Origin of the sequence: Streptomyces sp. NRRL F-5122 (assembly GCF_001507435.1) — a bacterium.
GTDB classification, from domain to species: Bacteria; Actinomycetota; Actinomycetes; order Streptomycetales; family Streptomycetaceae; genus Streptomyces; species Streptomyces lannensis.
The window spans coordinates 1-14757 of the sequence record NZ_LMWH01000266.1; the positions used below are offsets into that span (position 1 = coordinate 1).

6 protein-coding genes, 1 tRNA gene and 1 rRNA gene are annotated in these 14757 nt (G+C 69.1%); 7 read left to right on the top strand and 1 reads right to left on the bottom strand.

Going from position 1 to position 14757, the window contains the following annotated elements; genetic code table 11:
* The 3 genes from rrf to ADL25_RS35605 form a co-directional block, all read left to right on the top strand.
* Window positions 1–97: ribosomal RNA gene (gene rrf, locus ADL25_RS35595) — 5S ribosomal RNA — on the top strand; the annotation flags it as partial.
* A gap of 112 nt (window positions 98–209) precedes the next feature.
* A complete protein-coding gene (locus ADL25_RS35600; RefSeq protein ID WP_059132041.1) occupies window positions 210–872 on the top strand; it encodes a DegT/DnrJ/EryC1/StrS family aminotransferase in 663 nt (220 codons plus the stop codon).
* An 84-nt stretch (window positions 873–956) separates the two neighbouring features.
* Window positions 957–1032: transfer RNA gene (locus tag ADL25_RS35605), tRNA-Thr, on the top strand.
* Window positions 1033–1085: 53 nt separating this feature from the next.
* Here the strand turns inward: ADL25_RS35605 and ADL25_RS35610 are convergent.
* Window positions 1086–3833 (bottom strand): SpoIIE family protein phosphatase, encoded by a 2748-nt coding sequence (locus ADL25_RS35610; RefSeq protein ID WP_059132042.1) that lies wholly within the window; start codon window positions 3831–3833, stop codon window positions 1086–1088.
* 375 nt (window positions 3834–4208) lie between these two features.
* On the opposite strand from ADL25_RS35610, the gene ADL25_RS35615 reads away from it, so the two are divergent.
* The 4 genes from ADL25_RS35615 (at window position 4209) to ADL25_RS35630 (ending at window position 14675) form a co-directional block, all read left to right on the top strand.
* Complete coding sequence (locus ADL25_RS35615) at window positions 4209–9680, top strand: HAMP domain-containing protein (protein WP_107116794.1); 5472 nt, start codon at window positions 4209–4211, stop codon at window positions 9678–9680.
* 277 nt (window positions 9681–9957) lie between these two features.
* Window positions 9958–10641 (top strand): response regulator, encoded by a 684-nt coding sequence (locus ADL25_RS35620; protein WP_059132044.1) that lies wholly within the window; start codon window positions 9958–9960, stop codon window positions 10639–10641.
* A 170-nt stretch (window positions 10642–10811) separates the two neighbouring features.
* Window positions 10812–13511, top strand: a complete 2700-nt coding sequence (locus tag ADL25_RS35625) for a DNA translocase FtsK (RefSeq protein WP_234381176.1) — start codon at window positions 10812–10814, stop codon at window positions 13509–13511.
* 291 nt (window positions 13512–13802) lie between these two features.
* Window positions 13803–14675 carry a helix-turn-helix domain-containing protein gene (locus ADL25_RS35630; RefSeq protein ID WP_059132046.1) on the top strand — a complete coding sequence of 291 codons (873 nt, stop codon included), beginning with the start codon at window positions 13803–13805 and terminating at the stop codon, window positions 14673–14675.
* Window positions 14676–14757 lie beyond the last annotated feature (82 nt).

Consider the following 14757-nt stretch of genomic DNA (forward strand, 5'->3'; position numbering starts at 1 on the left):
GGAAACGCCCGGTTACATTCCGAACCCGGAAGCTAAGCCTTTCAGCGCCGATGGTACTGCAGGGGGGACCCTGTGGGAGAGTAGGACACCGCCGAACAATTCTTCAGAGCTGGTCCCCGAACTTCGGTTCGGGGACCAGCTTTTTTGTGTTGGGCGTCACTTTTCGTTCACTTTGCCGCACCAGCATCCGGAGCATGGGTACCGCAGGAATGCTCAGGGCCGCGGGAGTTGGACACGGTGACGAGGTCATCGTGCCGTCCTTCGGGAACGTCGAGGTCGCCGAGGCCGTGACCCTGGCCGGCGCGACGCCGGTCTTCGCCGACATAGACCCGGCGACGTACTGCCTTGCCCCCACGGCCGTCGAGGCCGTGGTCGGCGCGCAGACCGCCGCGATCGTCGTCGTCCACCGCTTCGGGCATCCGGCCGACGTCGCCGGCCTGCACGAGATCGGACAGCGGCACGGGCTCCTGGTGCTGGAGCAGGGTGAGTCGGAGACTCCCTATGCCGAGGTCGCGCAGCGTCGTGAGCGGGCCGCCTACCTCGACCGGCGGCTGCGGGGCGTGGGTACGCCCGAGAGCGGCGGCGGTCACACCTACCAGCAGTACGTGGTGCGGGTTCCGGGTAATGGACGGCCGGACCGGGACGCTTTTGCCCAGGCCCTTCGAGCCAGGGGCGTCGAGTGCCGGGTGCCGGTGAAGACGCCGGTCCACCGGATGCCGGGGTTCCGTCGCGACGTGTGCCTGCCCGAGACCGAACTCGCCTCGGACGAGACACTTTCCCTGCCGGTGGACGCCTCGTTGACGAAGCGTGAGATGAATCGGATCGTGTCCGCGTGCAATGCCCTTGGAGGGCTGCTCCAGCCGGCCTTCTGAGCTGCTGCTGATGGTTGGGAGCACACTCCGGTTCGGGGTATGATCTATCCCGTTGCGGCGGGGGATACCTCGAGAAGGCAACCGGCCCCTATAGCTCAGTCGGCAGAGCGTCTCCATGGTAAGGAGAAGGTCAACGGTTCGATTCCGTTTGGGGGCTCCAGCAGAAGGCCTCGCCCAACAGGGCGAGGCCTTCTTCGTTTTCCGGGGGTCTGCTCAGTCCTTCGGAAGGCCCGGGACGCGCATCGCGAGAATCGCCATGTCGTCGGACGGGGCGTCGGACGCGAAGCGTTCCACCGCGCGCATGATGCGAGCCGCCACCGCACCCGCCGTGAGGCCCGTGCAGGTGGTCAGAACGTCCGCGAGGCCGTCGTCCCCCAACATGCGGGTGCCCTCGCGACGTTCGGTGACGCCGTCCGTCACACAGAGCAGGACGTCGCCCGGGTCGAGCGTCACGGTCTGCTCGTACAGGTCCAGGTCTTCCATGACGCCGAGGAGCGGCTGGGGCTCAGCCGCCGGTTCCACCGAGCCGTCCTGGCGCAGGCGCAGCGGTAGGGGATGACCGGCGCACACCACCTTCAGCAACGCGCTGCCGTCCTCCTGCGGCCACAACTCGCCGTAGAGGAGCGTCAGGAAGCGGCTGCGGGCGCCCTCGTCGAGGATCGCCGAGTTCAGGCGCTCCAGTACCGCGGGACCCCCGAAGCCCTCCCTGGCGAGCAGACGGAGGGCGTGGCGGGCCAGGCCCGTGACGGCCGCCGCCTCCGGTCCCGTACCGCAGACGTCGCCGATGGCGAAGCCGTAGGCGCCGTCGCGGATCGGGAACAGGTCGTAGAAGTCGCCGCCGACCTCGTTGCCCTCGCCGGCCGCGCGGTAGATGACCTCCACCTCGACGCCGTCGACATGCGGGAGCTCGGGCGGGAGCAGGCTGCGCTGGAGGGACTGGCTGATGGCCGTGCGCTCCGAGTACAGCCGGGCGTTGTCCAGCGCGAGGGCGGCCCGTCGGCTCAAGTCCTCGGCAAGTTCCAGGATTTCCTGGCGGAAGTGTTCGTCCGTCGGCTTGCCCAGGGTCAGCATGCCGATGACACGGTTGCGCGCCACGAGGGGGAGTACGACCGTCTCGCCGCCGACAGCCGAAGCGGTTGCCAGCGTCGTGCCGATGCCGGAGCTGAGGGCCGGGGCTTCGCCGAGGCCCAGGCTCCGCATCGAGGTGCGCAGCGCGGCCTGGTGGGCCGCCTCCCCCGGGGCCGTCCAGATCCTGGCGCCCGGCGTGGGGATGGGCTCCGGCGGCGCGATCTTCGACAGCAGTGCCTTGACGCCGTCGATGCGTTCCTCGTCCTCGTGCAGGACGTAGGACAGATAGGGCTCCGAGGCCTGGTCGGCGATCGTGTACACCGCACACCAGGTGGCGAGGGTCGGGATGGTCATCTGCGCCATGAGCGCCAGCGTCTGGTCGCGGTCCAGGGTGCCGGCGAGGAGGTCCGAGGCCTCGACCAGGAAGCTGAGCGAGCCACGACGCAGGCGCTCGAGCTCACCGAGCCGGGCCGACTCCACGGCGAGGGCGATCCGGTCGGCCGCGAACTGGAGCCGCAGGGCCTCTTCGTTGGAGTAGCGCGTGGCGGCCTCGGCCGCCACGCCGAGGGAGCCGGTGAGCCTGCCCTCCACCTTCAGCGGGACCGTCACGACCGAACGCATGCCCGTGCCGGACAGCAGGGGCACGGCGCCGGGGACGGCCGTCAGGTCGTCGTGGACGGCCGGCATGCGGGCCGAGCCGTAGCGGCCGGGGCCCGCCTCGACCGGGACACGGGCGAAGCGCTGGCGGGCGGACGGCAGGCCCGTGGAGGCGCGTACCTCGAGCTCCGTCTCGTCGTCGGTGGCGAGGAGCAGGAAGGCCGCGTCGCCGTCGAGCATGTCGCGGGCGCGTTCCACCGTGCGCTGCAGCAGGCCGTCGAGGTCGTCCGGGGCCGGGGAGCCGATGAAGACCTCGAACGGATCAGTGGTCTGGCCGTCCTGGCCGGTGGAGGCGTCGGGCGCCGGTCCGCGCAGGGGGGTCTGGAGGACCGCGCGCTCATGGTCGCGGACGAGCAGGCAGACCGTGGAGGGGTCGCCCGCGGCGTCCCGTACGCGCAGATGGGAGGCGTAGACGGGGGTGACACGGCCGTCGGCGCCGCGGATGCCGTAGCTGCCCTCCCAGCGCGAGAGCTGGAGGGCCTCGGCGACGCCGGTGCCGGTGCCGGGGGTGTGCGGCCAGGCAGCGAGGTCGGTGAGCGGCTTTCCGGTGACCTGCTCGGCGGCGTAGCCGAAGAGCTCCTCAGCGTCCTCGTTCCAGGCCGTGATGGAGCCGCCGCGGTCGATCTGGACGACGGCGACGCGGACCCGGGCGTCGGCGAGCGGGAGAAGATCGGCGGGCAGGGTGGGTCCTGCCGCACGGGTGCCCACCGGCCGCTCGGGGAGGTCGAGTTGGAACCAGACCTGTTTGTGCGTGGGGGTGTACTCCACGCCCCAGCGTCCGGCCAGGGCGGCGCAGAGCTGGAGGCCGCGGCCGCCCTCGCGATCGGGGTGGCCCATGTTGACGGCGGCCGACTGGAGCGGGACCTCGCGTTCCGGATAGCGGTCGGCGACCTCGATGCGTACTCCGTCGTCGCTGCGCAGGCACAGGACGTCCGCGGCGGTGCCCGCGTGCACGACGGCGTTGGTGACCAACTCGCTGGTCAGGACGACGGCGTCGTCGACGATGTCGGCGAAGCCCCAGCCCTGCAGGGTGTCGCGTACGAAGGAGCGGGCGGTCGCGACCGCCCGTCCGACGGGTTCGAAGGTGGCGGCCGCGCGCGCGGTGATCACAGAGCTCCTCGTCCGGTTCTCGACGTGCGGGGCTACCGGGCCGACCCGCTCCTGCCGAGGCAGTTGCTCGTTCCCCGCGTGCCGGGGATCCTGGGGTGGTCCCCCGGGATGCAGTCCGGTGGTCATGTGAGGCGCCCCTCCGATGCCTGCCCGCTCGTGCTCATGCCGCCGCCCAGGCCGGTCGCACCGGTGCGGCTGGACAGCCGGATGCAAGGTTACTTACCTTCGCCGTCCATGCGGATGCCGGTTGGCTGTGTTTACGTCCGGAGGGTGTGCGGAGCGTGTGCGAAGCTGCCGAACTGTTATGGCCGGGTTCAGGCATGGTGAAACACTGGGCAAGCTTCTGGAGATGGTCCGAGCAGACAGAGTGTCTTTGGCCACGCCGGGCAGGAGCACGCGCGTGTGCCTGATACACAGGGCGGCACCAGGCACCAGTAACCGGTACGGCGAGCGGTACACCTGAGCACAGCAGTGATGGTCGACCCCTGCGGGAGGGACACAGTGGAGTCTGGCGAAGCGACGCGGAGCACGAAGACGCGCGCAAAAGGCGGACAGTCCCTGAGCAACCAGCGCAAAGAACGCAATGGAACCACCTCGGTGGACACGGCGGCCCTGAACAGGCTGCTGGCGGCTCTGGTGTCCATGAGGGACGGCAATTTCCGCAAGCGGCTGACGGTCACCGGCGACGGGGTGATGGCCGAGATCGCGGCCGTCTTCAACGAGGTCGCCGACCGGAATCTGCATCTGACCGGTGAGCTGTCGCGGGTGCGGCGCATGGTCGGGCGTGAGGGCAAGCTCACGGAGCGGCTGGAGACGGGGGCCTGCGAAGGCTCATGGGCGGCCGCCATCGACGCCTCGAACGCGCTCGTCGACGATCTCGCCCGCCCGGTCTCCGAGGTCAGCCGGGTGCTGTCCGCGGTCGCCGAGGGTGATCTGTCGCCGCGGATGGAGTTGCGGGCCCCGGGTCCGGAGGGGACCGGGCATCCGTTGCGAGGTGAGTTCCTGAAGGTCGGCCGTACGGTCAACAATCTGGTCGACCAGCTGTCGACGTTCACCGACGAGGTCACGCGGGTGGCCAGTGAGGTGGGTACCGAGGGCAAGCTGGGCGGGCAGGCCCGGGTGCGCGGTATGTCCGGTTCATGGAAGGACCTCACGGATTCGGTCAATACGATGGCGTACCGGCTGACCGCCCAGGTGCGGGACATCGCCCTGGTGACCACGGCGGTCGCCAAGGGTGATCTGTCCCGGAAGGTCACCGTTCACGTGGCCGGCGAGATGCTGGAGCTGAAGGAAACCGTCAACACGATGGTGGACCAGCTCTCCTCCTTCTCCTCCGAGGTGACCCGGGTGGCCCGCGAGGTGGGCACGGAGGGGGAGCTGGGCGGCCAGGCGCAGGTGCCCGGTGTGGCCGGCGTGTGGAAGGACCTCACCGATTCGGTGAACCTGATGGCCGGCAATCTGACCGCCCAGGTGCGCGGGATCGCCCAGGTGACCACCGCGGTCGCCAACGGCGACCTGTCGCAGAAGGTGACGGTGTCGGCGCGCGGCGAGGTCGCGCAGCTCGCCGAGACGATCAACCAGATGACCGAGACGCTGCGGACGTTTGCGGACGAGGTCACCCGTGTCGCCAACGAGGTCGGCGCCGAGGGCCAGCTCGGCGGGCAGGCGAACGTGCCGGGTGCGGCGGGAACGTGGAAGGACCTCACCGATTCGGTGAACACGGTCTTCCGGAACCTGACCACCCAGGTGCGGGACATCGCCGCCGTGACGACGGCGGTGGCCAGCGGTGACCTGTCGCAGAAGGTCACCGTCGACGTCGCAGGCGAGATGCTGGAGCTGAAGAACACCGTCAACGGGATGGTGGACCAGCTGTCGGCCTTCGGTTCCGAGGTCACGCGCGTGGCGCGGGAGATCGGCGACGAGGGTGAGCTGGGCGGCCAGGCCCAGGTCACGGGTGCCGCGGGCACCTGGAAGGACCTCACGGACTCCGTCAACACCGCGTTCCGCAACCTCACCGGCCAGGTCCGCAACATCGCGCAGGTGACGACGGCGGTGGCCAACGGCGATCTGTCGCAGAAGGTCACCGTGGACGTCTCCGGCGAGATGCTCCAGCTGAAGAACACCGTGAACACGATGGTGGACCAGCTGTCCGCCTTCGCCGACCAGGTCACACGCATGGCGCGGGACGTGGGCACCGAGGGCCGCCTGGGCGGCCAGGCCGTGGTGCCGGGCGTCAGCGGAACCTGGAAGGAACTCACCGACTCCGTCAACTTCATGGCCGGCAACCTCACCTCCCAGGTGAGGCAGATCGCCCAGGTGACGACGGCGGTGGCCCGTGGTGACCTGTCGCAGAAGATCGACGTGGACGCCCGGGGCGAGATCCTGGAGCTGAAGAACACCATCAACAACCTGGTGGACCAGCTCTCCGCCTTCGCCGAGCAGGTGACGCGGGTGGCCCGCGAGGTGGGCACCGAAGGCCGGCTGGGCGGTCAGGCGCAGGTGCCGGGTGTGGCAGGCGTGTGGCGCGACCTGACCGATTCCGTGAACGGCATGGCCGGCAACCTCACCACCCAGGTGCGCAACATCGCGCAGGTCGCGACGGCGGTGGCCCGTGGTGACCTGTCGCAGAAGATCGACGTGGACGCGCGCGGCGAGATCCTGGAGCTGAAGAACACCCTCAACACGATGGTGGACCAGCTGTCCAACTTCGCCGAGCAGGTGACTCGGGTGGCCCGCGAGGTGGGCACCGAGGGGATCCTCGGCGGCCAGGCGGAGGTCCAGGGTGTCTCCGGCACCTGGAAGGACCTCACCCAGTCCGTGAACTTCATGGCGAACAACCTCACCATTCAGGTGCGCAACATCGCCGAGGTCACGACCGCGGTCGCCAAGGGCGACCTGTCCAAGAAGATCACCGTCGACGCCAAGGGCGAGATCCTCGAGCTCGTCACCACCGTCAACACGATGGTGGACCAGCTGTCGTCCTTCGCCGAGCAGGTGACGCGGGTGGCCCGTGAGGTGGGCACCGAGGGCATCCTCGGCGGCCAGGCCCACGTCCCCGGTGTCACGGGCATCTGGAAGGACCTCAACGACAACGTCAACCTGATGGCCAACAACCTGACCACTCAGGTGCGCAACATCTCCCAGGTCGCCGCGGCCGTCGCCAACGGCGACCTGACACGGACGGTGACGATCGAGGCGCGTGGTGAGGTCGCCCAGCTCGCCGACACCTTCAACACGATGGTGAAGACGCTGAGTTCGTTCGCCGACCAGGTCACCAAGGTGGCCCGTGAGGTGGGCACGGACGGCATCCTCGGCGGCCAGGCGCACGTCCCGGGTGTGGCCGGCACATGGAAGGACCTCACCGAGTCCGTGAACCAGATGGCGTCCAACCTCACCGGTCAGGTGCGGAACATCGCCATGGTCACCACGGCCATCGCCAAGGGCGACCTGACCAAGAAGATCGACATCGATGCCCGCGGCGAGATCCTCGAGCTGAAGACCACCATCAACACCATGGTCGACCAGCTCTCCTCGTTCGCCGAGGAGGTCACGAGGGTCGCCCGCGAGGTGGGTACGGAAGGACAGCTCGGCGGACAGGCGCGCGTCCGGGACGTCGACGGCACCTGGCGCGACCTGACCGAGTCGGTGAACGAGATGGCCGGGAACCTGACCCGGCAGGTGCGCGCCATCGCGCGCGTGGCGACCGCGGTGACCCGCGGTGACCTCAACCTGAAGATCGACGTGGACGCCTCCGGCGAGATCCAGGAGCTTCAGGACTACATCAACAAGATGATCGCCAACCTGCGCGACACCACGATCGCGAACAAGGAGCAGGACTGGCTGAAGGGCAACCTGGCACGGATCTCCGCGCTGATGCAGGGCCGCCGCGACCTGGAGGACGTGGCGTCGCTGATCATGAGCGAGCTGACGCCGGTGGTGTCCGCCCAGCACGGCGCGTTCTTCCTCGCGATGCCGCTGGTCGACGGCAAGGACCTGGCCGCCGAGGCGGACGAGGCGTACGAGCTGCGCATGCAGGGGTCGTACGGCTACTCCATGGGCTCCATGCCGACGTCGTTCCGGCCGGGCGAGGCGCTCATCGGGACCGCGGCCAAGGAGAAGCGCACGATCCTCGTGGAGAACGCGCCGAGCGGTTATCTGAAGATCTCCTCCGGGCTCGGTGAGGCACCGCCCGCGCAGGTGATCGTCCTTCCGGTGCTCTTCGAGGGCAAGGTGCTCGGTGTGATCGAGCTGGCCTCCTTCACCCCGTTCACGCAGATCCAGAAGGACTTCCTGAACCAGATCGCCGAGATGATCGCGACGAGCGTCAACACCATCTCCGTCAACACCAAGACCGAGGTGCTGCTGAAGCAGTCGCAGGAGCTGACCGAGCAACTGCGGGAGCGGTCGGCCGAGTTGGAGAACCGGCAGAAGGCCCTGCAGTCGTCCAACGCCGAACTGGAGGAGAAGGCGGAGCTGCTGGCCCAGCAGAACCGCGACATCGAGGTCAAGAACACCGAGATCGAGGAGGCGCGGCAGGTCCTCGAGGAGCGCGCCGAGCAGCTCGCGGTCTCCATGCGCTACAAGAGCGAGTTCCTGGCCAACATGTCGCACGAGCTGCGTACGCCGCTCAACTCCCTGCTGATCCTGGCCAAGTTGCTCGCCGACAACGCCGAGGGCAACCTCTCGCCCAAGCAGGTCGAGTTCGCCGAGACCATTCACGGTGCGGGATCCGACCTGCTCCAGCTCATCAACGACATCCTCGACCTGTCGAAGGTCGAGGCGGGCAAGATGGACGTCTCCCCGACGCGTATCGCGCTCGTCCAGCTCGTCGACTACGTGGAGGCGACCTTCCGGCCGCTGACCGCGGAGAAGGGACTGGACTTCTCCGTCCGGGTCTCGCCCGAGCTGCCCGCCACGCTGCACACCGACGAACAGCGCCTCCTTCAGGTGCTGCGCAACCTGCTCTCCAACGCGGTGAAGTTCACCGACACCGGCGCCGTGGAGCTGGTGATCCGCCCTGCGGGCAACGACGTCCCGGTGGCCATCCGGGAGCAGCTCCTGGAGGCGGGTTCGCTGCGGGACGCGGACGCGGATGTGATCGCGTTCTCCGTGGCCGACACCGGCATCGGGATCGCGGCCAGCAAGATGCGGGTGATCTTCGAGGCGTTCAAGCAGGCGGACGGCACCACCAGCCGCAAGTACGGCGGTACGGGCCTCGGGCTGTCCATCTCCCGGGAGATCGCGCGGCTGCTCGGCGGGGAGATCCACGCGCAGAGCGAACCCGGACGCGGCTCCACGTTCACTCTGTACCTGCCGCTTCACCCGAGCGAACTGCCCCCGCACGGCTACGCGCAGCTCGCGCCCGCCATGGCGGCGGACGAGCTGCTGGCCTCGGAGGCGGAGCCGGGTGCGCCGGACATCGAGACCCCGGCCGAGGTGAAGTCGTACCAGGAGACCCAGAACGGCCCCGCGGCGCTCTTCCGGCGCCGGCGCAGGGCGGTCTCCGCGGCCCCGCAGCGTTCGGTCGCCGGGCAGGGACAGGAGCAGTGGGCAGGGGACCAGCAGGAAGGTGTCGTGCCACGGCAGAGCGTGCGGTTCGACAGCGAGAAGGTGTTGATCGTCGACGACGACATTCGCAACGTCTTCGCCCTCACCAGTGTTCTGGAGCAGCACGGTCTGTCGGTGCTGTACGCCGAGAACGGCCGGGAGGGCATCGAGGTCCTGGAGCAGCACGACGATGTCGCCGTCGTCCTGATGGACATCATGATGCCCGAGATGGACGGCTACGCCACGACGACGGCAATCCGGCGGATGCCGCAGTTCGCGGGCCTGCCGATTGTTGCACTGACGGCGAAGGCGATGAAGGGCGACCGGGAGAAGGCCATCGAGTCGGGCGCCTCGGACTATGTGACCAAGCCGGTCGACCCCGATCACCTGCTGGCCGTGATGGAACAGTGGATGCGTGACCATTGAAGGCGATCCTCAAAGTTCACACCGAGTTGCTGACTGAGTGTGGCCGACGCCGTGTAGAAGTGCGGTGTACGGGGAACCTTCCGGTCTCCTGCTGCGTTTCTGCTACGTGCACAGTGACATCTCGGTGACAGGGTGTGGCGACGGGCGGGGTGCGGCTACGATGACCGGCACAAGGACGGGCGGCGCAAGGGAGTCGTCCCCTGGGGTGGTGCCGGGTGGCGTCACCCCGAGTCCTGAGGACAGGGGAGGCCCCAAGCCGGGGCGAGGAGGGCGGCCCATGGTGCAGAAGGCCAAGATCCTCCTGGTCGATGACCGGCCGGAGAATCTGCTGGCGCTGGAGGCCATTCTCTCCGCGCTCGATCAGACGCTGGTCAGGGCATCGTCCGGGGAGGAAGCGCTCAAGGCACTGCTGACGGACGACTTCGCGGTCATTCTGCTGGACGTCCAGATGCCGGGTATGGACGGTTTTGAGACCGCAGCGCACATCAAGCGCCGGGAGCGCACCAGGGATATCCCGATCATCTTCCTGACGGCCATCAACCACGGCCCGCACCACACGTTCCGCGGGTATGCGGCGGGAGCGGTGGACTACATCTCCAAGCCGTTCGATCCGTGGGTGCTGCGGGCCAAGGTCTCGGTGTTCGTCGAGCTCTACATGAAGAACTGCCAACTGCGCGAGCAGGCGGCCCTGCTGCGGCTCCAGTTGGAGGGCGGCGGCAAGTCCGCGGTCGGCGCGAGCAAGGAGCCCGCCGGACTCCTCGCCGAGCTCTCCGCACGACTCGCGGCGGTCGAGGAGCAGGCCGAGGCGCTGTCCAAGCAGCTCGACGACGACTCGGCGGACGCGGCGGCGGTGGCGACCGCAGCCCATCTCGAACGCAAACTCACCGGCCTTCGCAGGGCGCTGGACGCCCTCGAGCCGGGCACGGGCAGCGGCGCGCCGTCGGTGCCGTCCCAGAGCTGACAAGCCGGTCCGCTCCGCGGGTCGGGGCTTTGCCCCGCGGAGCGGCCGGATGACCGTGTGCGACGGCCGTTTGAGCCCGCGTCAGTTTCGCGCCTCGCTCGTGGCGACACGAACGGGTGAAGCAGTGGGCACGCGTGTCCCGTGTCGCCTCCACCGGTAACCTCACACTCATGGCCCCACGTCCCGCAGCCAAGAAGTCGCCCGCCAAGAAGGCGGCCGCTCCGAGGAAGGCTCCGGCGAAGCAGGCCCCCGCGAAGAAGGCCGTCGCGAAGAAGGCGCCCGCCCGCAAGGCACCGGCCAAGAAGCCGGCCCCGGCGCCCGCGCCGAACCCGACGGCGGGGGTCTACCGACTCGTACGCGCTCTCTGGCTGGGGCTCGCGCATGCCGTGGGAGCCACGTTCCGCGGCATAGGGCGGGGCGCGAAGGGGCTCGACCCGGCGCACCGCAAGGACGGCCTGGCGCTGCTGCTGTTCGCCCTGTCGATGGTCGTCGCCGCGGGTACGTGGGCCAGCCTGCGTGGTCCCGTCGGCGACCTCGTGGAGATCCTGGTGACCGGCGCCTTCGGCCGCCTCGACCTGCTCGTGCCGCTGCTGCTCGGCGGTATGGCCGTGCGGCTGATCCTGCATCCGGAGCGTCCCGAGGCCAACGGCCGTATCGTCATCGGCCTGTCCGCCCTCGTCATCGGTGTGCTCGGCCAGGTGCACATCGCGTGCGGCGCGCCCGCGCGCAGCGACGGCATGCAGGCGATAAGGGACGCCGGCGGACTCATCGGCTGGGGCGCGGCCACCCCGCTGTCGTACGCCATGGGGGACGCCCTCGCCGTACCGATCCTCGTCCTGCTCACGTTCTTCGGTCTGCTCGTCGTCACCGCCACACCGGTGACCGCCATCCCGCAGCGGCTCCGGCTGCTCGGCGTGAAGCTCGGGATCCTGCACGACCTGCAGGACGACGCTGTCGGAGACGACGACCAGCGCTACGACGAACAGTGGCGCGAGGCGCTGCCGCGCTCCCGGCGCAACGGATCCGCCGGCCCCGAAGCGTACGACCCGGACGGGGCCGAACGGGAGGCGCTCTCCCGGCGTCGCAACCGGCCTCGCCGCCCCTCGGTGCAGCCGGCCATGGGCCGGGAGATGGACGCCGTGGACGTCGCCGCTGCGGCCGCCGCAGCCCTGGACGGCGCCGTCCTGCACGGCATGCCGCCGTCCCCCATCGTCGCCGACCTCACCCAGGGCGTGAGCGTGGGCGACCGGGCGGAGCCGACGCCGACGCCGGTACCCGCCGCGCGCCCCCAGCAGGAGAAGCTCCCGGTCGACTCCGTACCGGACCTGACCAAGGCCGCGCCGGAGGATTCCCGCGGGCTTCCGCCGCGGGCCGAGCAGCTCCAGCTCTCCGGGGACATCACCTACGCCCTGCCGTCCCTGGACCTCCTGGAGCGCGGCGGCCCCGGCAAGGCGCGCAGCGCCGCCAACGACGCCGTCGTCGCCTCGCTCACGAACGTCTTCACCGAGTTCAAGGTCGACGCGGCCGTCACCGGCTTCACCCGCGGCCCGACGGTCACCCGCTACGAGGTCGAGCTGGGTCCCGCCGTGAAGGTCGAACGGATCACCGCGCTCGCCAAGAACATCGCGTACGCCGTCGCCAGCCCCGATGTGCGGATCATCAGCCCGATCCCCGGCAAGTCCGCGGTCGGCATCGAGATCCCCAACACCGACCGCGAGATGGTCAACCTCGGCGACGTGCTGCGCCTCGCGGCGGCCGCCGAGGACGACCACCCGATGCTGGTCGCGCTCGGCAAGGACGTCGAGGGCGGCTACGTGATGGCCAACATCGCGAAGATGCCGCACGTGCTGGTCGCCGGCGCCACCGGTTCCGGCAAGTCGTCCTGCATCAACTGCCTGATCACCTCGATCATGATGCGGGCCACCCCGGAGGACGTTCGCATGGTCCTGGTCGACCCCAAGCGGGTCGAGCTGACCGCGTACGAGGGCATTCCGCACCTGATCACCCCGATCATCACCAACCCCAAGCGGGCCGCGGAGGCGCTCCAGTGGGTGGTGCGCGAGATGGACCTGCGCTACGACGACCTCGCGGCCTTCGGTTTCCGGCACATCGACGACTTCAACGCGGCCATCCGGGACGGCAAGGTCAAGGCGCCCGAGGGCAGTGAACGCGAACTTCAGCCCTACCCGTATCTGCTGGTGATCGTCGACGAGCTGGCCGACCTGATGATGGTCGCGCCGCGCGACGTCGAGGACGCGATCGTGCGGATCACCCAGCTCGCCCGGGCGGCCGGCATCCACCTGGTGCTCGCCACCCAGCGGCCGTCCGTGGACGTTGTGACCGGTCTGATCAAGGCGAACGTGCCCTCCCGGCTCGCCTTCGCCACCTCCTCCCTCGCCGACTCGCGGGTCATCCTCGACCAGCCCGGCGCCGAGAAGCTGATCGGCAAGGGCGACGGTCTCTTCCTGCCGATGGGGGCGAACAAGCCGACGCGCATGCAGGGCGCGTTCGTGACCGAGGACGAGGTCGCGGCGGTCGTCCAGCACTGCAAGGACCAGATGGCGCCCGTCTTCCGGGAGGACGTCACGGTCGGCACGAAGCAGAAGAAGGAGATCGACGAGGACATCGGCGACGACCTCGACCTGCTGTGCCAGGCGGCGGAACTGGTCGTCTCCACGCAGTTCGGCTCCACCTCGATGCTCCAGCGAAAGCTGCGCGTGGGCTTCGCCAAGGCGGGAAGGCTGATGGACCTCATGGAGTCGCGGAACATCGTCGGTCCGAGCGAGGGTTCGAAGGCTCGTGACGTTCTTGTGAAACCTGACGAACTGGACGGAGTGCTCGCCCTGATCCGTGGGGAGTCTCCTTCCTAGGGATGTGTGCGGTTCCGGTTGGCCGTACGAGTGGGCCGACCGGGTGTGTCCGCCCGCGTCGGGTGACGCGCCCGGAAGCCCGACCGTGACCGACTCGTAAGTGATCCGTGAGCAACCGTTTCCCGCCCGCGTACGTCAAGTTGAGGGAGGGGACAGGTACATGTCCCAGCATCAGGATGACCGGCCATTCTGATGGCGTACAAAGTCATACCGCCCGGTTGCCCCACCCTTTCGTAACCCCCCTAGACTGAACTTCCAGCACAGGTGGCTCAACGCTCGAAAGGCGCCCCCGTGTCCATCGGCAACTCCCCTGACGGCAACTCCCCCGAGGACGAGCGTCCGCTCGAAATCGATCGCGACGACGCCACGGCGTCGGAGCACGTCTCGATCGGCCGAGCCCTGCAGCAGGCGCGTATCGCGGCCGGGCTGACCGTCGACGACATCAGCAACGCCACCCGTGTCCGTGCCCCCATCGTGCAAGCGATCGAACAGGACAACTTCGCCCCCTGCGGCGGCGCGGTGTACGCCCGGGGGCACATTCGCACGCTCGCGCAGGCTGTGCATCTCGACCCGGCTCCGCTGCTGGAGCAGTTCGCCGCCGAGCACGGTGAACGCCGCAGCACTCCCACCCCGGCCACCCCGCTCTTCGAGGCGGAGCGCATCCGCCCCGAGCGGCGCGGGCCCAACTGGACCGCTGCCATGGTCGCGGCGATCGTCGCCGTGATCGGCTTCGTCGGCTTCACCGTCGTCAAGGGCTCCGACGGCGGGGACGTCGGCAAGACGCAGGTCGCCGAGGGCTCCAAGCCGTCGACGAGCAAGTCCGCCTCGCCCACGCCGAAGACCAGCAAGCCGGCCGAGCAGAAGCCCGAGCCGTCCGACAGTGCCATCGCGGCGGCACCCCGGGACAAGGTGACCGTCCAGGTGAGCGCCACCGACGGCCGCAGCTGGATCTCCGCCAAGGACCACAACGGCCGGACGATGTTCGACGGGCTGCTGGAGAAGGGCGACTCGCAGACCTTCCAGGACAAGGAGAAGATCGACCTGGTCCTCGGCGACGCGGGGGCCATAGAGCTGTACGTCAACGGCAAGAAGATCCAGGACGACTTCCAGCCCGGACAGGTCGAGCGTCTGACCTACACGCAGGGCGACCCCGTCGCGGGCTGACGCGACCCGCTCGGGCACCTGTGAGGTGCCCGAGCGGTACTGAACGGACAGGAACACACGGGGTTGGCCAAGATCGGCCAAC

Excerpts from the sequence above, each read along its gene's own strand:
- ADL25_RS35610 (WP_059132042.1), bottom strand. The coding sequence starts at position 3,833 with ATGACCACCGGACTGCATCCCGGGGGACCACCCCAGGATCCCCGGCAC.
- ADL25_RS35625 (WP_234381176.1), top strand. The coding sequence starts at position 10,812 with ATGGCCCCACGTCCCGCAGCCAAGAAGTCGCCCGCCAAGAAGGCGGCC.
- ADL25_RS35600 (WP_059132041.1), top strand. The coding sequence starts at position 210 with ATGCTCAGGGCCGCGGGAGTTGGACACGGTGACGAGGTCATCGTGCCG.
- ADL25_RS35620 (WP_059132044.1), top strand. The coding sequence starts at position 9,958 with ATGGTGCAGAAGGCCAAGATCCTCCTGGTCGATGACCGGCCGGAGAAT.